This is a genomic window from Acinetobacter sp. AL9, from assembly GCF_041464035.1.
Classification (GTDB): Bacteria; Pseudomonadota; Gammaproteobacteria; order Pseudomonadales; family Moraxellaceae; genus Acinetobacter; species Acinetobacter towneri.
Map to the genome: position 1 here is coordinate 18,530 of NZ_JAYFSK010000024.1, position 18,671 is coordinate 37,200.

14 protein-coding genes and 1 pseudogene are annotated in these 18,671 nt (G+C 41.7%); 8 read left to right on the forward strand and 7 right to left on the reverse strand.

Annotated elements, in window-relative coordinates; translation table 11 throughout:
• Positions 1 to 61 precede the first annotated feature (61 nt).
• Positions 62 to 877 carry a rhomboid family intramembrane serine protease gene (locus ACEO2X_RS07405; RefSeq protein WP_004972022.1) on the forward strand — a complete coding sequence of 272 codons (816 nt, stop codon included), beginning with the start codon at positions 62 to 64 and terminating at the stop codon, positions 875 to 877.
• Positions 878 to 923: 46 nt separating this feature from the next.
• Here ACEO2X_RS07405 and ACEO2X_RS07410 read toward each other — a convergent pair whose 3' ends face one another.
• Both ACEO2X_RS07410 and ACEO2X_RS07415 read right to left on the reverse strand, forming a co-directional pair.
• The gene (locus tag ACEO2X_RS07410; RefSeq protein ID WP_371971480.1) at positions 924 to 3,413 is read right to left on the reverse strand and encodes an ABC transporter permease; all 2,490 of its coding nucleotides are present in this window, start codon (positions 3,411 to 3,413) and stop codon (positions 924 to 926) included.
• 1 nt (position 3,414) lies between these two features.
• Positions 3,415 to 4,164: an ABC transporter ATP-binding protein gene (locus ACEO2X_RS07415; protein ID WP_179993570.1), complete on the reverse strand. Its 750-nt coding sequence runs from the start codon at positions 4,162 to 4,164 to the stop codon at positions 3,415 to 3,417.
• 12 nt (positions 4,165 to 4,176) lie between these two features.
• On the opposite strand from ACEO2X_RS07415, the gene ACEO2X_RS07420 reads away from it, so the two are divergent.
• The gene (locus ACEO2X_RS07420; RefSeq protein WP_234113847.1) at positions 4,177 to 4,806 is read left to right on the forward strand and encodes an arylesterase; all 630 of its coding nucleotides are present in this window, start codon (positions 4,177 to 4,179) and stop codon (positions 4,804 to 4,806) included.
• A gap of 39 nt (positions 4,807 to 4,845) precedes the next feature.
• On the opposite strand, the gene ACEO2X_RS07425 is transcribed toward ACEO2X_RS07420, so the two are convergent.
• Positions 4,846 to 5,460: a carbonic anhydrase gene (locus tag ACEO2X_RS07425; RefSeq protein WP_004972031.1), complete on the reverse strand. Its 615-nt coding sequence runs from the start codon at positions 5,458 to 5,460 to the stop codon at positions 4,846 to 4,848.
• A gap of 299 nt (positions 5,461 to 5,759) precedes the next feature.
• On the opposite strand from ACEO2X_RS07425, the gene ACEO2X_RS07430 reads away from it, so the two are divergent.
• Together ACEO2X_RS07430 and ACEO2X_RS07435 are read left to right on the forward strand one after the other, a co-directional pair.
• Positions 5,760 to 6,821, forward strand: a complete 1,062-nt coding sequence (locus ACEO2X_RS07430; RefSeq protein ID WP_154320945.1) for an alpha/beta fold hydrolase — start codon at positions 5,760 to 5,762, stop codon at positions 6,819 to 6,821.
• Between the two features lie 18 nt (positions 6,822 to 6,839).
• Entirely contained in the window at positions 6,840 to 7,853 is a 1,014-nt protein-coding gene (locus ACEO2X_RS07435; RefSeq protein WP_154320946.1) for a hypothetical protein, read from the forward strand.
• Between the two features lie 73 nt (positions 7,854 to 7,926).
• Here ACEO2X_RS07435 and nfuA read toward each other — a convergent pair whose 3' ends face one another.
• On the reverse strand, positions 7,927 to 8,565 hold the full coding sequence (nfuA, locus tag ACEO2X_RS07440; RefSeq protein ID WP_096900978.1) for a Fe-S biogenesis protein NfuA: 639 nt from the start codon (positions 8,563 to 8,565) through the stop codon (positions 7,927 to 7,929).
• Positions 8,566 to 8,722: 157 nt separating this feature from the next.
• Here nfuA and ACEO2X_RS07445 point away from each other — a divergent pair, with 157 nt between their 5' ends.
• From ACEO2X_RS07445 to ACEO2X_RS07455, 3 genes are all read left to right on the forward strand, one after another.
• On the forward strand, positions 8,723 to 9,340 hold the full coding sequence (locus tag ACEO2X_RS07445) for a rhomboid family intramembrane serine protease (protein WP_004972041.1): 618 nt from the start codon (positions 8,723 to 8,725) through the stop codon (positions 9,338 to 9,340).
• A gap of 317 nt (positions 9,341 to 9,657) precedes the next feature.
• Positions 9,658 to 9,852 (forward strand): hypothetical protein, encoded by a 195-nt coding sequence (locus tag ACEO2X_RS07450; RefSeq protein ID WP_004972042.1) that lies wholly within the window; start codon positions 9,658 to 9,660, stop codon positions 9,850 to 9,852.
• Between the two features lie 252 nt (positions 9,853 to 10,104).
• Positions 10,105 to 11,652, forward strand: coding sequence for a hypothetical protein (locus tag ACEO2X_RS07455; RefSeq protein ID WP_004972044.1), 1,548 nt, complete (start codon positions 10,105 to 10,107; stop codon positions 11,650 to 11,652).
• A gap of 128 nt (positions 11,653 to 11,780) precedes the next feature.
• On the opposite strand, the gene ACEO2X_RS07460 is transcribed toward ACEO2X_RS07455, so the two are convergent.
• A complete protein-coding gene (locus ACEO2X_RS07460) occupies positions 11,781 to 13,397 on the reverse strand; it encodes an inorganic phosphate transporter (RefSeq protein WP_371971484.1) in 1,617 nt (538 codons plus the stop codon).
• Positions 13,398 to 13,895: 498 nt separating this feature from the next.
• Here ACEO2X_RS07460 and metH point away from each other — a divergent pair, with 498 nt between their 5' ends.
• Complete coding sequence (gene metH / locus ACEO2X_RS07465; protein ID WP_131261618.1) at positions 13,896 to 17,585, forward strand: methionine synthase; 3,690 nt, start codon at positions 13,896 to 13,898, stop codon at positions 17,583 to 17,585.
• A 325-nt stretch (positions 17,586 to 17,910) separates the two neighbouring features.
• Here the strand turns inward: metH and ACEO2X_RS07470 are convergent, their stop codons facing one another.
• Positions 17,911 to 18,537: a restriction endonuclease gene (locus ACEO2X_RS07470; RefSeq protein WP_371971485.1), complete on the reverse strand. Its 627-nt coding sequence runs from the start codon at positions 18,535 to 18,537 to the stop codon at positions 17,911 to 17,913.
• A 16-nt stretch (positions 18,538 to 18,553) separates the two neighbouring features.
• Positions 18,554 to 18,671, reverse strand: a pseudogene (locus ACEO2X_RS07475) (IS982 family transposase); the annotation flags it as partial.

Sequence of the window (18,671 nt, forward strand, 5' to 3'; positions counted from 1 at the left end):
CTGAAGCGTTATTTTTTCGTGTTAAGCTTAGATTGATCACTACGACACAATATTCAAATATATGTCCCAACATCCCCCAAACCTGCGCAACAATAAAGTTGAAATTCACCTGTGGTGGATTACCGCAGCCCTGATTGCAATAAACGTGGCTTTGTTTGCATGGCAAGTGCTCAACGGCATGAACATTAGCAATCCTAGCCCGCAAGATGCAATACGCTGGGGTGCTGATTATGCACCTTTAACCTTTTTGGCGGAACCCATTCGCCTGTTCAGCAGCATGTTTTTTCATTTCGGTTTAGTACATTTAATGTTAAATATGTGGGCCTTGTATATTTTTGGCAGCGTCAGTGAACAGTTGTTTGGGCGTGTCTATTTTATAGTGTTATATGTTTGCGCAGGTTTGATGGGTAGCCTGCTTAGTGGCTATGTCAGCATTCAAGACAGCTATACCCTGCTCGAACAAGGTGTCGCTAATCCAAAGCTGTTACCTAGCGTGGGTGCAGGTGCATCGGGTGCAGTGATGGGACTTGGAGCTGCACTGACGGTATTGGCGTTATTGCCCCAATTACCTCGCCAAAAATTTCTGTTGGATGGCAAGACTTTGGTGATGGTGATGGCACTGAACTTAGGTATGGGCTTTATGATCAGTGGCATTAATAATGCTGCACATATTGGCGGCATGCTCATGGGCGCAGCCATGACACTCATTTGGTACCTTGGACAACGCAGCAAACACAGTAACTTAGTGAACAGTTTTGCGATGCTCCTTGCACCATTGGGTTGTGCTGCATTTTACTGGTATTGCCATAAACTGCTTGCTCCAATTCAACCCCTTTGGCAAGAACTGCTTAGCATGATGCAACGCAGTCTGGGTTGAACAATCAACCTTTACAGCAAGTAAAACAACATCAACTAGAGATGAATCAGGACTGATTCATCTCCCTTAAACTTTGCAGTGGCGGAATATCGCATAAATAACTTAAACGATAACGTCCAATCAAGGCACACAGCACGGTCATAAATACAGGCAAAATCAGCCAGATTTCCCAATGTGGTTGCAGCATTAAATCCATGCGGTAACTGGCAACAGCACTAATGACTTCGGCAAATAAACACGCCACTATTCCCGCTATAAAGCCCATAAAACCGATTTCCAGACTCAACATACGTTTGAGTTTTTGTTTAGAACTACCAAAAGAACGCAGTAATGCGACTTCGCGTTTGCGCTCATCCATCAGCAAGTTTAAACACGCGATTAATACCAACAGCCCAGACACACTCACCAAAATGGCTAAAATGGTGATGATCTGCACCAACACATTCACAATGCGTTTAATTTCATCCAAAATTAGGCTGACATCAATAAACACTGTGTTGGCAAATTGCTGAATCAATTGAATTAGTTTCGGTTTATCTGCTTCAGGCACATAGAAACTGCCCAAATAACTGCCTGCATTTTCATCCATAGTGTGCGGTGAAAAAATAAAGAAAAAATTTGGACTAAAGCTTTCCCACTCCACCGTACGCAGATTAATCACTTCGGCTTCAAGTATGCCTTCAGGCAAACTAAAACTGAGTCGATCACCAATTTGAATGCCCAACTCGGCAGCCGTATCTGCTTCTACTGACACTTGTCCCACTGCACTGAAATTGGCTTGCCCATTTACAATGATATTATCGGCAGGATAACGGTCAGACTGTGTCAGGTTGAGTTCGCGTCTTAACGTATTGCTTTGCTGAATTAAGGCGTCGGCAAAAGGTTGATCATTTTTGGCGACCAAACGCCCACGTATATTTGGATAAAGTGGCGTGCTGTGCCACTGCTGCTGCGTTAATTGTTGTTGAAACTCAGGCATATCAAACGGTGGCAAGCCGTAAACAAACTGATTGGGTGTTCCTTCGGGCAATTGTTGTTGCCAACGATCTAACAAGTCAGTACGCAACACTGCAAGTACCGTAATCAAACTTAATCCTAAAGCCAATGCGGTAATTTGAAAGGCCGTGACAGCAGGCGCACGAATATAGGCTGCGAGCCTGCCTTTAGAATGACGCAATAATTTTAATACACCCCACACCATCCCATACAGCAACACACACAGTGCAATAATCGCACCAATCACCCATGCACTGAGCACTACACTTTCGGTCAAGACCACACAAAATACGATCAGACTTAGCGTTCCTGTAAGCAGCATCCACCACCAAGCACGCATGTTTTTGTCTTGCTGGCGAATCACGCGGATTGGTGCGGTATTCAGCAATTGCAATAAATTAGGCAGTACAAAACCCAACAACACGACAGCACTGGTGAGCATAGCGATTGGCAATGGCCCAAGCAACATTTCTATGGCTGAAAATTGAATTTCCAAATGCGGAATCAGTTGCAGCATGATTTGCAACAAAGCATAGCCCAAGGTCACGCCCAATATACTGCCAATGCCCATAGCAATAATTAAGACCAAAGCCAGCAACGCTAAATAAGCGGCTAAAATTTGACGCTTACTCGCACCAATACAACGCAACAAGGCGATATGATCCTGATTTTGTTGTACATAACGCTGACTGGTCAAACCAATCGCAATCCCGCACAATAAAATGGTCAGGATGTTAGCCAACTGTAAAAAGGTATCTAAATTGGCAATTGGGCGCATTAAGCGCGTATTGCCTTCACTGGCATTGCGTAGTCTTAAACTGCTTTGTTCTTCAAAGTTTTGTTCAGGGTTGGCTGTTTGCTGCGCATGTGCAGGCTGCTGTGTATGCGTTTTAAAATATTGCTCAAAATTTTGCGTATCTTTGGCGCTGCCTGCTAACAACAAACGGTAATCTATACGGCTACCCACTTGAATGGCGTGGGTGCGTGCTACATCGGCCTGTGAAATAATCACTGTCGGCGAAAAACCTGAAAAACCGAGTTCCTGATTAGAATCATGTTCAATTTTGGCAGTCACGGTAAATGCTGCATCGGCAATATTCACCGTTTCACCCAGTTTAACGTGAAGTAAATCCATAGCACGTTGGCTCAGCCAAATTTCGCCAGACTGGATCTTGTCCGCTGCAGGACTGACCCGCAACTCACCGCGTAACGGAAAATTATGCTCAATCGCTTTGACATTCACCATCACAAATTGCGCTTGAGTATGTGCCATCGAACTAAATACAGTCACATTCGACTGTTGTAATTGATGTGCAGTCACCTGATCCTGCCAGTCTTGTGCAATGGGTTCATTGTCACTCAGTACTAAATCACCCGCCAGCATTTCTGCCGCTTGCAACGCCACTGCATTTTGAATTTGCTCATTACTAAACTTTAAGGCCGTGGTCGCGCTAATCGCCAAAGTCAGCGCAATAATCAATAAATAGACACCACTGCTTTTAAAACTCTGCTTTAACAGTGGATGAAATAATGCGTTCATTTCATCCTCCTGTTATAGCAGCAGTTGGCTTAGCTGCAAATTGCTCAACCAATTGTCCATCAATTAAGGCGTAATGGCGCTGACATTGTGCCGCCAGTTTCGGGTCGTGCGTGACCAACACCAAAGTTGTGCCCAACTCGCGGTTCAACTCAAATAGCAATTGCTCAATTTCAGTTGCAGTTTCACCATCCAAATTTCCTGTCGGTTCATCGGCAAAAATAATTTTAGGTTCACGAATTAAAGCGCGTGCAATGGCGACACGTTGTTGCTCTCCTCCCGAAAGCACTTTCGGCGTTTGCTGTGCCTGACGCTCTAAACCGACACGTTTCAACAAATTCAGAGCTTTTTGTTCTGCTGCTGCATATTTAAATTTTTCCTGCAAACGCAGGGGCAACATCACATTTTCTAGCGCAGTTAAATGCGGCAATAACTGAAATGACTGGAACACAAAACCAATATGCTTTAAACGAACTTCTGCACGTTGTTCTTCGTTTAATTCTGCAATTGACTCACCACATACCACCAATTTTCCACTGCTGGCCTGATCTAATGTTGCCAAAATACCCAATAAGGTCGATTTTCCTGAACCCGAACGACCTGTAATGGCCACTTGTTCACCTTCCTGAATATCGAAGTTTAAATTCTCAAAAATGGTCAATTGTTTTTGTGCAAGTTGTATCTTTTGTGTCAAATTTTGGGCAGAAATAATCGTTTGTGGCATGATATTAGATTCTTTAGTGTTTTGAGTCATACGTTTCCCATTATGCAAAATCGCAATCTAACTAGTCGTGTCTTCCCGCGTGTGTTGCTGCTCGGACTATGTTTCAGCCCACTCGTGGTATCTGCAAAAACCATTATGATTGTAGGTGACAGCTTAAGTGCAGGTTACGGCATACAACCACAACAAGGTTGGGTTCACTTATTGCAAAAACGTTTAGAACAACAGTATCCGAAACAGCATAAAGTGGTCAATGCAAGTGTCAGTGGCGAAACCACCAGTGGTGCTTTGGCGCGTCTGCCTAAATTGCTGCAGACCCATCGTCCAGACGTTGTAGTCATTGAGTTAGGCGGAAATGATGGCTTGCGTGGACAACCGCCACAAATGATTCAAAAAAATTTAGCGAACTTAATTCAGCATAGCCAAAAAGCCAAAGCGAAAGTGGTGATTTTTGGGATGAAAATGCCGCCAAATTACGGCTCGGCGTATAGCAAAGCATTTGAAAATAACTATAAAGTGGTGAGTCAGCAATATAAAGTCAAATTACTGCCATTTTTTATGGAAGGTATTGCGGGCAATAAGCAATTGATGCAAAAAGATTTAATTCATCCAAATGCCAAAGCTCAGCCTATTTTGCTAAATAATGCTTATCCATATATCAAAGGCGCTTTATAAAGCGCCTTTGAGGAAAATCTAATTGCTGTGCGGTTCGGATTAAAAATCAAAAAAAACCACTTCACCTGTTTCCAGTGAATATTCTGCACCGACTACTTTCAACTGACCTTGTTCAATCAGGTTTTCTAAAACTGCTGAACCATGACGCAATTGATTTACCGATGCAAATACATTGGAACGTACTGCATGCTTAGACAATTTCGCCAAATCATTTTTCAGTTCAGTCTGCATTAAGGTTTCAACTGAAGGGCGAACACGGTTCACAATCGACATTAAATTTGCCGATGGTGGACAGTCTGGGCACATTAAAGTATCAATTGTCGCTTGAATTGCACCACAGTGACTGTGTCCTAAGACAACAACCACAGCACAGTCATAACGCTCTGCCGCAAATTCAACACTACCTACCTGTGATGGCGCAACCACATTGCCCGCAACACGAATTACAAAAAGATCACCCAATCCTTGGTCAAATACCATTTCTGCAGGAACACGTGAATCTGAACATCCTAAAATAATGGCAAATGGATTTTGGTCTTCTGCCATTTCTGCACGCTGTTGGTGCGACAATTGCTTCGGATGTCTGGTATCACCAGAAACAAAACGTTGGTTTCCTTGTTTAAGACGTTCTAAAGCTTCTTGAGCTGTTAGCATTCTTGATTTACCACCGATCTTTGAAGTTGCGATATTCTAAAGCCAGTTTTTATGAATGTCACTTGCAAAAAAATATGCAGCTGCGCTTTTCTTTATTCATTTTTGTTATAAATTTTTTCACTTTTTATTGAGATAGGTCACATTTTCTACCAATTTCAAAGCTTTGATCAAAAAAGCAAGGGATGACTTTCATTTTTAAACGCCTACAATAGACAGAATACACTTGTGCAATTAGACCTAAGAGCTAGTGCCTATCATTATTGGAGCCTGTTTTGGGTTCGTCAGGGGAAGACGTTTTCATGATGAAATTTATTCGATCACGTTATCTACATACGACTTTATTGGCTTTGGGACTAAGTACATCTTGCCTTGTGCAAAGCGCTGCGCCCAATCCATATACCTTCACAAAAAACAATAACGCCAGTAACAGCAACGCAACTGAACTTAAACTATTACAAAATCATTTTCAGCAACAGCGCAAACAAGCAGGACTAAGCTCTAAAAGCATTCGTGTTGGAGATGTCGTCTGGAGCTATAACGAAGGTGGCTCGCACAGCAAACCCACAATTTTATTGATTCATGGTTTGGCAGGCACACGTGATAATTGGAACCGTGTCGCGCAATTTTTAACCCCACATTATCATGTGATTATTCCAGATTTACCCAATAGCGGTGACACCAAAACTCCAAGCAATTTTGATAATTCAGTTCCGAATGTAACTTCACAACTGCGTCAATTTATTGAAGCAATTGACTGTGAAGAAAACTTACACGTGGCAGGACATTCTTTAGGCGGCTCAATTGCAACCGTGTATGCCTCGCAATATCCTTTTGATACGCAAAGTTTATTTTTACTCAATAGTGCAGGCATTTATAAACTTGCTAATACGCCTTACACCAAAAATCCATTATCTTTAAATGACTTAATTGTGAGCAAACATGGCGATTTAGCCGACGTCGCCAAACAAATCATGCAAAGCCCGCCTGCCATGACCTCACAAATTCAACATGCGCAAGAAGAAGTCCTGATTTCTCGCTCAGAACAAACCCGTAAAGCAATTGAGCAAATTGTCAAACTCAACCATATTTATACTCCAGACTCATTTGCACGTTTAGCAGGATCAATTGAAGCACCGACCCTGATTTTATGGGGTAAGCAAGATCGCATTATTAATGTTGAAGTGGCGAAGGAATTACAATCTTTACTCAAACGCGCCGAAACACCTGTGATTCTTAATAATGTTGGACACATGCCGTTATTGGAAGCTGAAAAACAAGTCGCACAATATTATTTGCCGTTTCTGGCTAAAACTCAGAACCTAAAAAACCCACTTGCTGATAAACTGATTCCTCTAAATTAATTATTATATAAAACCTTCATGCAGAAACATCCCATCATTGAGCAACTAATTGAAGCTCAGCTTGATTTTTTAGATCAAGAATTTAACCAAAGTGAAATGGTACAAACTGAATTTGTGCAGTTTTACCAATGGTTTCGCAAACAAAGCTTACAAGATTTATGGACATCTGAAGCCATTCATCAACTGATTCAACATCAAATTTTAAATACACCTGCCAGTTCATTTTTAGTGGAACAAATTGCTGAGCATATTCGTTTTGCACTGGTACACCCTGTTAATGACAGCAGTAAAATTGCCGATGTGATACCTGTGCTGACCATCGACAAAATTGCACAATATGTTGCAAGTAAAAGTGGACATCGTCAGCGTTTGATTAAAGCCGTGGTGAATAATCCTGCCTTTGCCGCCATGATTACCCAACTCATTCAACATTCCATTCAGGATTATATGGATAATTCGGTGATCGCCAAAAGCGTGCCTGGCGTATCGCGTTTTATGAAAATGGGTAAATCGGTTTTGGAAAGCGTTACCGATACCAATTTAGACCAGACCATTCAGCATTATTTGCAAAAAAATGTGCAGAAGCTGACTCAAATGAGCGAGTCGGTGCTTAATCAACATTTTGATGAGGAAAAACTGTATCACTTCCAAGCCAATTTATGGCACAAAATTAAAGATTTGCCACTTTCCGTTTTAAAAAACTATATTGAAGTGCAAGACCTATCTCAAACTGTCAATTTAGGACATGAAATTTGGGATCATTTACGCCAAAGTGACTATTTGAAACAGCAAGTGCATGATGGTGTGTATGCGTGGTATGTACGCAATCAAGCACGACCTTTTGATTTGTTATTGCACGACTTAAATATTGATGAAGCGCTAGTCCAACATCAATTACAACAACTGTTAAATCCAGTCATTCAAAAAATGATCGCTGAAGGCTATTTAAAGCAACGTGCGCGCCATTATTTAGAGGAATTTTATTATTCTGAAAAAACACAACAAATTTTAAATCTACAAACGAATGAATAGGGTCTGTTGACAATTTCAGATAAAAAATAACCTCCTAAAATTTAGGAGGTTATTTTTAAGCGAGGCTTAGAGCTTATTTAAAATAAGCACCTTCAGATTGACTGTGGTCAGTCTGATCCACCACACGCATCAATTCAGGTACGTGTTGTTTCAAGGTTGTTTCAACACCTTGCTTTAAAGTCACATCAATCGCTGAACATCCTTGGCAACCGCCACCAAATTTCAATACTGCAGTTAAGCCGTGTTCTTCATCTTCAACCACTTCAACCAAAGCACAGTTACCACCATGCCCTGCTAAACCTGGGTTAATTTCAGACTGTAAAACATAAGTAATGCGTTCTTCTACTGAAGCATCTGGGCCTACGCGTGGCACTTTTGAGTTCGGTGCACGGAAAGTCAATTGACCACCAAAACGGTCTTTGTTGTAGTCAATTACGGCATCCAATAAATACGGAATAGACGGCGTATCAATAAATGCAGGAAAGTCTGGATATTCCTGTTTGTAGTCTGTAGGTACAACTTCATCGGGCGCACTATAAGCCATGCAACATTCAGCACGCGGTGTACCAGGATTTTCCACAAAAACACGCACACCAATACCCGGTGTATTTTGCTTTGCCAATAAATCCTTCAAATACTCTTGAGCAGTTGGCGTAATCAATAAGTTTGGAATTTCATCTACAACTGCTGTGCTGCTGTTCTCAGTCGACATAACAATAATTTCCTCAAGCTGAAGTGGCTATTTTAACTGAAGATGCGGGGGAATAAAAAAAAATCAACCAAAATTGTCGGATTTATTCCTAAAGTTCGACTCAAACTCAGTTTTGATGCATTATTACAGCAGAATTCAAGTAAAAGAATAGGCGTTTATGCTCGATTTACCTTTTAATCATACCGTGACCATTATCATTATTACGGTCATTGTGTCTATGTTGGCATTTTCCAAACAAGAATTAATGAATCGCCTGATCTTTTGGCCGCCTGCCATGCAACGTGGACAATATGATCGCTTCATTACCCATGGTTTTGTGCATGCCGATGGTGCGCATTTGCTGTTCAATATGATTACCCTGTTTTTCTTTGGCAGCATTATTGAAAGTTTTTATCGCCAATACGTCTATGATTTAGGCTTTGTTTTATTCTATTTGGGTGGTTTGATTGCCGCGATTATTCCAAGTTATTTAAAGCATAAAAATGACCATCGTTGGGCGAGCTTAGGCGCATCTGGTGCTGTATCTGCGGTGTTGTTTGCCTATATTTTGTTTGAGCCGTGGAAGTTGATTTTCGTGTTCTTTATTCCAGTGCCTGCCATTATTTTTGCAATACTGTATGTAGCGTATAGCATTTGGTCGGGTAAACGCGGCAATTCCAATATTAATCACAGTGCGCATTTATGGGGTGCGGCCTATGGTGTGATTGTGACTATTTTAATTGAACCACGCATCTTGCCTCACTTCCTGAATAAACTGGCGCAACTGCCGTTTTAACTTTTGAAACTATAACGACTCGGTACATCTACCACTGAGTCGTTGCTACTTTAAAGAATTTTCAAATCCGTCAATAGACTGCTTTCATAAATCCGCTTAACACCATCATTTATTGCCTCTCATCTTCAGCCTCTCTCATTGGGAAAAACGACTTTCAATCGTCATTTTATGAACTGCTGATAAGTATTTTTGATTGATGAAAGCATCTGAATGATCCAATACAGCATAAAGCACACAACAAATAACATGCAGTTACTCGACAAGCACTTATACTAAGAATATAAAGACTAAAACTATCAAGCAATCAGGAGTCAGCCATGAAAAAGTTTGCACTTCTAAGCGCCCTGTTACTCAGTCTAGGATTAAGCGCCTGTGCCGTACATACCCCTGAAGGCAGTGTAGTGATTGATCCTGACCGCACGATCTACCCGAAAGGCTATTATCCACACCAACATCCGCATGGTGATGGTGATTTTTGTCCTCCAGGTCAGGCGAAAAAAGGACGTTGTTAAGCTGTTGGTCTGAGTGAATAAAACATTGTTGATACAGCATCAGACTCATTTATGATTCGAACCTAGACATTTAAACACTAACCTTTAAATCTCAACAACATTTCATTCACATTAAAAACCTTTACACTTCGTGAAGGTTTTTTTATTCAAATTTCACTCAATTTTGGTAGTTTTTGCTACCCCATATCGCAACTTGGCATAGATAATGTATACATCTGTATATTAATTTCAATTTAGTTTGCGAGTTTTTGCATGTCCACTTCTTACGATGGCTTACAGTTTCCAATTCATCCAGAAAATCATAAACCCAGCACCTCAAGCACGGGTAAACAAATTATTGCCGAAGCCTTAGCCACAGTCGATCATCAAAGCTCAGTCGATGCTTTGGCAGAAAAAAACTGGCGTAAACACTATCCAAAATACTTTAAAGCCCTCGTGACCAATGGTATTCGTGAACAAGCTAACGCAATTCAAATTGCAGAAGATGGTTTAAGAAAAGCTCATCAAAGTTTTGAGTTTTATCGTCATGAGCAAAAATATGTGCTGAAAGATGTCATGCTCTTGCCTACTGAAACTTTACATACCTTTAAATTACAAGGCAGCAGCCAAGCAGCACCCGAATGGTATGTGCCGTATCGTGGGCAAAAGTTACAAGGTCAAGCTCTACTAGATCAAATTGCAATTTGGCTAGCAGCAGGCATTATTGAACCAAGTCATGCCGAAGCGTTAAATGCTGCAATGGCGCATCCTGAATGGTTTGATTTGTCTGACCGTAACATGGTGCTATTTGGTGCAGCTTCAGAAGCAGGGCCACTCACATGGTTAGCCAAATGGAAAGCCAATATTATTGCAGTCGATTTACCAAATAGCCGTGTGTGGAATAAAATTTTAAGCACTGTGCAACAAGGCAATGCCACCTTATATGCACCCAGTACAACACAACTCGCTGCAGATACCCCACTTGATATTTTAACAGAACAGTTGGGTGCAAATCTACTGACACAAACCCCAGAAATTGCACAATGGTTAGCTCAAAAACCTGAAACGCTAGATTTAGCAGCCATTGCCTATTTAGATGGTGAAAAACACGTGCGTGTTGCGATGGCGATGGATGCCATTATGCAATATGTCAGCGAACACAAAGCTGATAGCAGCCTTATGTTTATGTGTACCCCAACCGATGTTTATGCCGTTCCTGAAGAAGTGATTAGCGCATCGGCAGAGAAGTTTCAGCAGCGTTCACAAGGGCAAAAGCTACTCACCAAAAGTATTGAAACCATTTCACGCAGTCATTTCTTCCAAAAGAATCTGCATAATTTAATTGCTTCAGACAATGGTCAACATTATGGTATTGCCGACTGTTTGGTGGTTGAACAAGGGCCAAACTATGCTTTAGCAAAACGCATCCAGCAATGGCGTGCAATTTTAGCGCGTCATCAAGGACAGCATGTCAGCATCAATATTGCACCTTCGACCACCACACACTCTGTGACCAAAAATCCATTACTCAAAGCAGCATTTAGTGGCGCAAGTTTGTTTGATGTTGAAGCATTTAGCCCTGAAACCACCAATGCGATTATGGCGGCATTGTGGATTCATGACTTACGCAATCCAAACTCGGCAGCCAATCCTGAAGTGAAACTTGAGCATCCGCTCGAATTGATGATGGAAGGTGCGAACCATGGTGGATTGTGGCGCGTGGCGTATTTGGCACGAACGGCCCTACCTTTCGCTGCGCTCTATGGCTTTGCTGCAGATAAATTACCGCTGGACAAAGTCATCCAAAAATTTAAAAAGTAATGTAAACCGCTAATCTATCTATTCAAAAACTTGCCTGCAAATATTTCTCTAGACTGATCTGCAGGTATAAAAAAAGCGCTGTATCATCACAGCGCTTTTTTCAACCACTCAAAAAAGTTGAGAATGGATTAAAACACTTTTAAGAACAACCAGAACAAGCTACCCGATAAACAAATTGTCGCAGGTAAAGTGAAAATCCAAGCCGAAAGAATTGTACGCACCATTTGGAAATTCAGACCCGATTTATTTGCCACCATGGTACCTGCCACCGCACTGTTCAGTACGTGTGTAGTTGAAACTGGCATCCCCAAACCATCTGCAGCAGCAATAGTTGACATTGCCACAAGCTCGGCAGACATACCTTGACCATAAGTCATGTGCTGCTTACCGATACGTTCACCAACAGTCACCACAATACGTTTCCAGCCGACCATCGTACCCAAGCCTAGTGCTAAGGCAACGGCAACTTTGACCCAAGTTGGAATGTATTGTAAGAATGAATCTAAATGGCTGCGGTAGCTTTTAACCACTTTTTTCTGTTCTTCCGACATTTCAGGCAAGGCATTGGCTTTGTCTAAACGCTTGAATGAAGTCGTGCTTAAATACATATCATTACGCATTTCTGCTACTTCAGCTTCAGGCACATCTTTCAAGTTGCCATATTGACCCACACGCTCACCCAAATGGTCAGTTAAGCTTGCCAAAGCAGGCACGACTTCAGGGGTAATTTCTTTGGTCTGAATATAGCTAGTGATGACCTGACGTGCTTTTTCATCTGGCATATCGACATGTTGTGCATAAATCACATCAGCTGTTTGCGTTGAAAGCTGTTGGAACGATTGAATGTGGTTTTGGTCTAACTCTTTATTTAACGAGTACGCCAACGGCACAATCCCGATCAAAATCAACATAATTAAACCCATGCCCTTTTGACCATCGTTTGAACCATGCGCAAAACTTACCCCAGTACAAGTAAAAATTAGAATGGCACGAATCAGTGGTGGTGGTGGCTTATTGCCTTCAGGTGGCTGGAACAACTCCATTTGTTTCTTGAAGATTTTTTTCACCAAGAAGAACAAAATCGCAGCAAAGGCAAAACCAATCAGTGGCGAGAACAATAAAGCCTTGCCCACTTTCATGACTTGTTCCATGTCTACGCCACTTGCACCCGCACCTGAGTTCAGCAAGTAGTTCATAATCCCCACACCTAAAATCGAACCGATTAAAGTGTGCGAACTTGAAGCAGGAATACCGAAAAACCACGTTCCTAAGTTCCAGACAATCGCGCCAATCAACATGGCAAAAACCATGGCAAAGCCTGCGCCTGAACCGACATTCATAATCAATTCGACTGGAAGTAAGGCAATAATACCGTAGGCAACTGCGCCACTGGCGACCATCACCCCAAGGAAGTTACAGAAACCCGCCCACATTACTGCCACAGGTGCAGACAGGGCATTGGTATAAATAACCGTTGCCACTGCGTTAGCTGTGTCGTGGAAACCATTCACAAATTCAAAGCCTAAGGCAATGAATAAAGCGGTCGCCAATAAAATCACCGAGTACATGCTTAGCGCAGGCACGTGGGATAAGTCCGCAGACAATTGGAAACCAATATAAATAAGGGTAGAAACGATGATCGTTAAAAACACCGGCATAAAAAATTTCGGTGTAGGCACATGAACATTGGTCGATTTAGTGGTCGACTTGTGTGCTGAATCTACAGGAGTTGGATTAGAATTCATGCAAGCAGAAAAGAGGATTTAAAATCCCCTTATTGTTCAATTAAATTGTGACAATTATATGACAAAGAGCTGCTATATAAAGCAACTTTCATACTTTATTTTCACACTTTAAGCTGTTTTTTTTGTGCATAAAATTAAAATTAACATTTAAATTTAAACACTTAGAATAAATAAACCTACTTTTCTTATGCCATTCTCTCAAATTTAGATTGTTACACCTTTGTCATATTTGCCTAAAATTTTCAGACAAAATTTACCGTGAGCCAATTTTGCCTGAGCAATATGACAAAGCGATGACGCATCAAAGTAAAATCAAAATTAGAATGTTCCTCATCACAACTTTTATTTAGGTTCAAAAGCTACAGCAAAATCCTAAAAATACTGCTTTATGCACTATTTTTACGACTTCCACTCGCTCTGGTCGCTTCAAGTGCACGAAAGCCGTGCGAACTCTGCTAAAATAGCGCTCATTTCGGATTCAGTCATAAAGGGTTTTTTATGTCCACGCTTACCACCCTGAAAGCGCTTCTTGCCCAAAGAATTTTAATTATCGATGGTGCTATGGGTACTATGATTCAACGCCATCAATTGGAAGAAGCCGATTATCGTGGTGAGCGTTTTGCAGATTGGGCACATGACCTCAAAGGCAACAATGATTTATTGGTACTGACCCAACCGCACATTATTCAGGGTATTCACGAAGCCTACTTAGATGCGGGTGCAGACATTATTGAAACCAACAGCTTTAACGGCACACGTGTTTCTATGTCTGACTATCACATGGAAGATTTGGTTCCAGAAATTAACCGCGAAGCAGCGCGTTTAGCCAAAGCTGCCTGTGAAAAATATTCAACACCAGACAAACCACGTTTTGTGGCAGGTGTACTTGGGCCAACATCGCGTACCTGTTCAATTTCACCAAATGTAAACGACCCTGCATTTCGTAACATTAGCTTTGATGCACTCAAAGAAAACTATATTGAAGCTGCGCATGCCTTAATTGAAGGTGGTGCAGATATCCTGCTCATTGAAACTGTATTTGACACCTTAAACTGTAAAGCTGCGATTTTTGCGGTCAAAGAAGTGTTTAAACAGCTCGGGCGTGAATTGCCGTTGATGATTTCAGGTACCATTACCGATGCTTCAGGACGTACCTTAACGGGTCAAACTGCAGAAGCTTTCTGGAACTCGGTACGTCATGGCGATTTACTTTCAATTGGTTTTAACTGTGCTTTGGGCGCAGATGCCATGCGTCCACACGTTAAAACCGTTTCAGACGTTGCCGATGTGTTTGTTTCTGCACACCCGAACGCGGGCTTACCCAACGCATTTGGTGGTTATGATGAAACGCCTGAAGAAACCGCAGCTTTCCTCAAAGAATTTGCTGAAAGCGGCTTGATCAATATTACAGGCGGTTGCTGTGGTACAACGCCTGATCATATCCGCGCGATTTACAATGCGGTAAAAGACATTCCACCGCGTAAAATTCCAGAGATTAAACCTGCATGCCGTTTAAGTGGTTTAGAACCATTTAACATTTATGATGACTCTTTATTTGTAAACGTGGGCGAACGTACCAACGTCACAGGTTCTAAAAAATTCCTGCGTTTAATTCGTGAAGAAAACTTTGCCGAAGCCTTAGATGTTGCTCGTCAACAGGTAGAAAGCGGTGCGCAAATCATCGACATCAACATGGATGAAGGCATGCTCGATTCAGAAGGTGCGATGGTGCACTTCCTGAACTTGGTGGCATCTGAGCCTGATATTTCTCGCGTACCTATCATGATTGACTCCTCTAAATGGGAAATCATTGAAGCAGGCTTGAAATGCGTACAAGGTAAAGCCATTGTCAACTCTATTTCCTTAAAAGAAGGTTATGACGAGTTTGTCGAAAAAGCCCGCCTCTGCCGCCAATACGGCGCAGCTGTCATTGTTATGGCCTTTGACGAAGTCGGACAAGCCGATACTGTGGCACGTAAGCGCGAAATTTGTAAACGCTCTTATGACGTTTTGGTCAATGATGTTGGCTTCCCTGCCGAAGACATTATTTTTGACCCGAACGTGTTTGCAGTTGCGACAGGTATTGAAGAACACAACAACTACGCAGTCGATTTTATTGAAGCCACAGGCTGGATTAAACAAAACCTGCCGCATGCCATGATTTCAGGCGGTGTATCGAACGTATCTTTCTCATTCCGTGGTAACGAACCTGTACGTGAAGCCATTCACGCGGTATTCCTATATCACGCTATTCAGCAAGGCATGACCATGGGGATTGTCAACGCAGGTCAGTTGGCAATTTACGATGACATCCCGAAAGAACTGAAAGAAGCAGTTGAAGCCGTTATTCTGAACCAGAACCAAGGTGAAAGCGGTCAGGATGCCACAGAAAAACTGCTAGAAGTGGCAGAAAAATATCGTGGTCAATCAGGCGCACAAAAAGCCGAAGAAAACTTAGAATGGCGTAGTGAATCTGTCGAAAAACGTCTTGAGTACGCTTTAGTTAAAGGCATCACCACCTTTATTAATGAAGACACCGAAGAAGCGCGCCTGAAAGCCAAACGTCCATTAGATGTGATTGAAGGCCCGTTGATGGATGGCATGAACGTGGTCGGTGACTTGTTTGGTGCAGGTAAAATGTTCCTGCCACAAGTGGTGAAATCTGCCCGTGTGATGAAACAAGCCGTTGCATGGCTCAACCCGTACATCGAAGCTGAAAAAACCGAAGGTCAGTCTAAAGGTAAAGTCTTGATGGCAACGGTAAAAGGCGACGTTCACGACATTGGTAAAAATATTGTGGGCGTAGTCTTGGGCTGTAATGGATACGATATTGTCGATCTCGGTGTGATGGTACCTGCAGAAAAAATCCTGCAAACTGCCATTGACGAAAAAGTCGATATCATTGGCTTGTCTGGTCTGATTACCCCATCTTTAGATGAAATGGTTTTTGTTGCCAAAGAAATGCAGCGTAAAGGCTTTAACATTCCATTGTTGATTGGTGGCGCAACCACATCTAAAGCACATACTGCAGTTAAAATTGATCCACAGTTCTCAAATGATGCAGTGATTTATGTTGCCGATGCTTCGCGTGCCGTTGGTGTTGCGACAACCTTACTCTCCCCTGAAATGAAACCTGCTTTTGTTGCAGAGCATCGTGCGGAATACGCTAAAATTCGTGAACGTATTGCCAATAAGCAACCAAAAGCTGCGAAATTGTCGTATGCAGAAGCCATCGACAATGGTTTAAAAATTGATTGGGACAACTACACGCCTGCAGTACCAAAATTAATTGGTACACAAGTGCTGACCAATTACCCGCTTGAAACCTTGTTGCCATACTTTGACTGGACACCATTCTTTATTTCTTGGAGTTTGGCGGGCAAATTCCCGAAAATCCTGGAAGATGAAGTGGTGGGCGAAGCTGCAACCGACTTATATAACCAAGCGCAAGCCATGCTCAAAGATATTATTGCAAATAATCGCTTTGATGCACGTGCAGTCTTTGGGATTTACCCTGCCAACCGTTCTGCGGCAGATTCAGTACAAGTATATGATGCAGCACGTAATCAAGTAACGCATACCTTCCATCATATTCGTCAACAGTCAGACAAAGTCACAGGTAAACCAAACTTGTCTTTGGCAGACTTTGTCGCAACTACAGAGCAAGGGCAAGATTACTTGGGCGGCTTTACCGTGTCGATTTTTGGTGCGGAAGAAATGGCCAATGAGTTTAAAGCCAAAGGCGATGACTATTCTGCCATTTTGGTGCAGTCTTTGGGTGACCGTTTTGCAGAAGCATTTGCAGAGCATTTGCATGAGCGTATTCGTAAAGAATTCTGGGGCTATCAGCCGAATGAGCAGCTAAGCAATGAAGAGCTGATTAAAGAGAAATATGTAGGGATTCGTCCTGCACCGGGCTATCCTGCGTGCCCTGAGCACTCTGAAAAAGCCACACTGTTTAACTGGTTAGGTTCGACTGAAAAGATTGGCACACAGCTGACCAGCAGCTTTGCAATGTGGCCGCCTTCATCTGTGAGCGGCTTCTACTATGCCAACCCTGCTTCTGAGTACTTTAACGCGGGTAAAATCTCGTTAGATCAGCTTGAAGATTATGCACAGCGTAAAGGCTGGAGTTTAGATGAAGCGAAGCGTTGGTTAGCTCCAAACTTGGATGATTCGATTAATTAAGTGCATTGCGCTGCATGGGTGGTTCATCTGCCCATGCGCTCTACATAATGTCATTTCAAAAACCAGTGAATTGTAAAATTCACTGGTTTTTTGTTAAAAGGAAGTTTTAGCTAAATTGCATCAAATTATTGGAAGATCGTAATCCCCCTAAAATAAAATAATCTAAAAGTAGAATTTTCTTTTAAGATTCATGTACGTATGACTACATTAAATAAATTTACGGACTTAGACAGACCACATATCCGAGTTGTTACTTAAATTTGAATGGATTTCGGAAAATTCGGCTTCTGAATGTTTAGGCAACAAATCCTGACGATACTAGGAATTAGTCACCAATATCAGGAATAAAAACCTGCTTTAAAGGGATTAAAGCTCTATATTGTGGTTTAAAATCTTCATAATAACGATAAATTAACTCTACAATCTCTTTACCATCAATAAGTCTTAACCGTGATTTATTCGTAGCTTTACTCTTTGCTTGATTACTATAACTTCCAAGATTAACAAATAAAGCATATTCGCCATCTTCAAGAGTACCTAAAAGTTGATTTATTTCAGGTAAGCCATTAGATGTTAAAGTTTTTTTACATTGAACCTTAATAATAGGGGGTTCGAAGCCAAGTGTATCCTTGTGAGCAATAACATCAACACCGCCATCACCCGACCTCTGAGTAACCCTAGCAACATACCCCATGCATTCAAGCAAATGAGCGACAAATTCTTCAAACTGATAACCGTTTAAATGTTGATGTAATCTGCGAATAATAAAATCTTCAGTTGAATATTTTGCTGTTTCATTAATTACTTTAGTTACTGTTTCATCATCGGGTATTTCTTCTTGTTCTAATTCTTGCTCTTGTAACTCAACTATTGGGTCTTTATTTATTGTAGCTTGGTATTCAATACCTACAGCATTTAAAAAATCACCTGCTGTTTTCTTAATTTCAAACAACGTAATGTAACCCCAGTTACGGATAAGCCAAAGATTTAATCACATGAATTTTAGGCTTATTCTTTTGGCAAAGTTGATACGCACATAGTGAAGAAAATACGCCTGCTAAAAAACCAGCAATCGAACGATGTTTA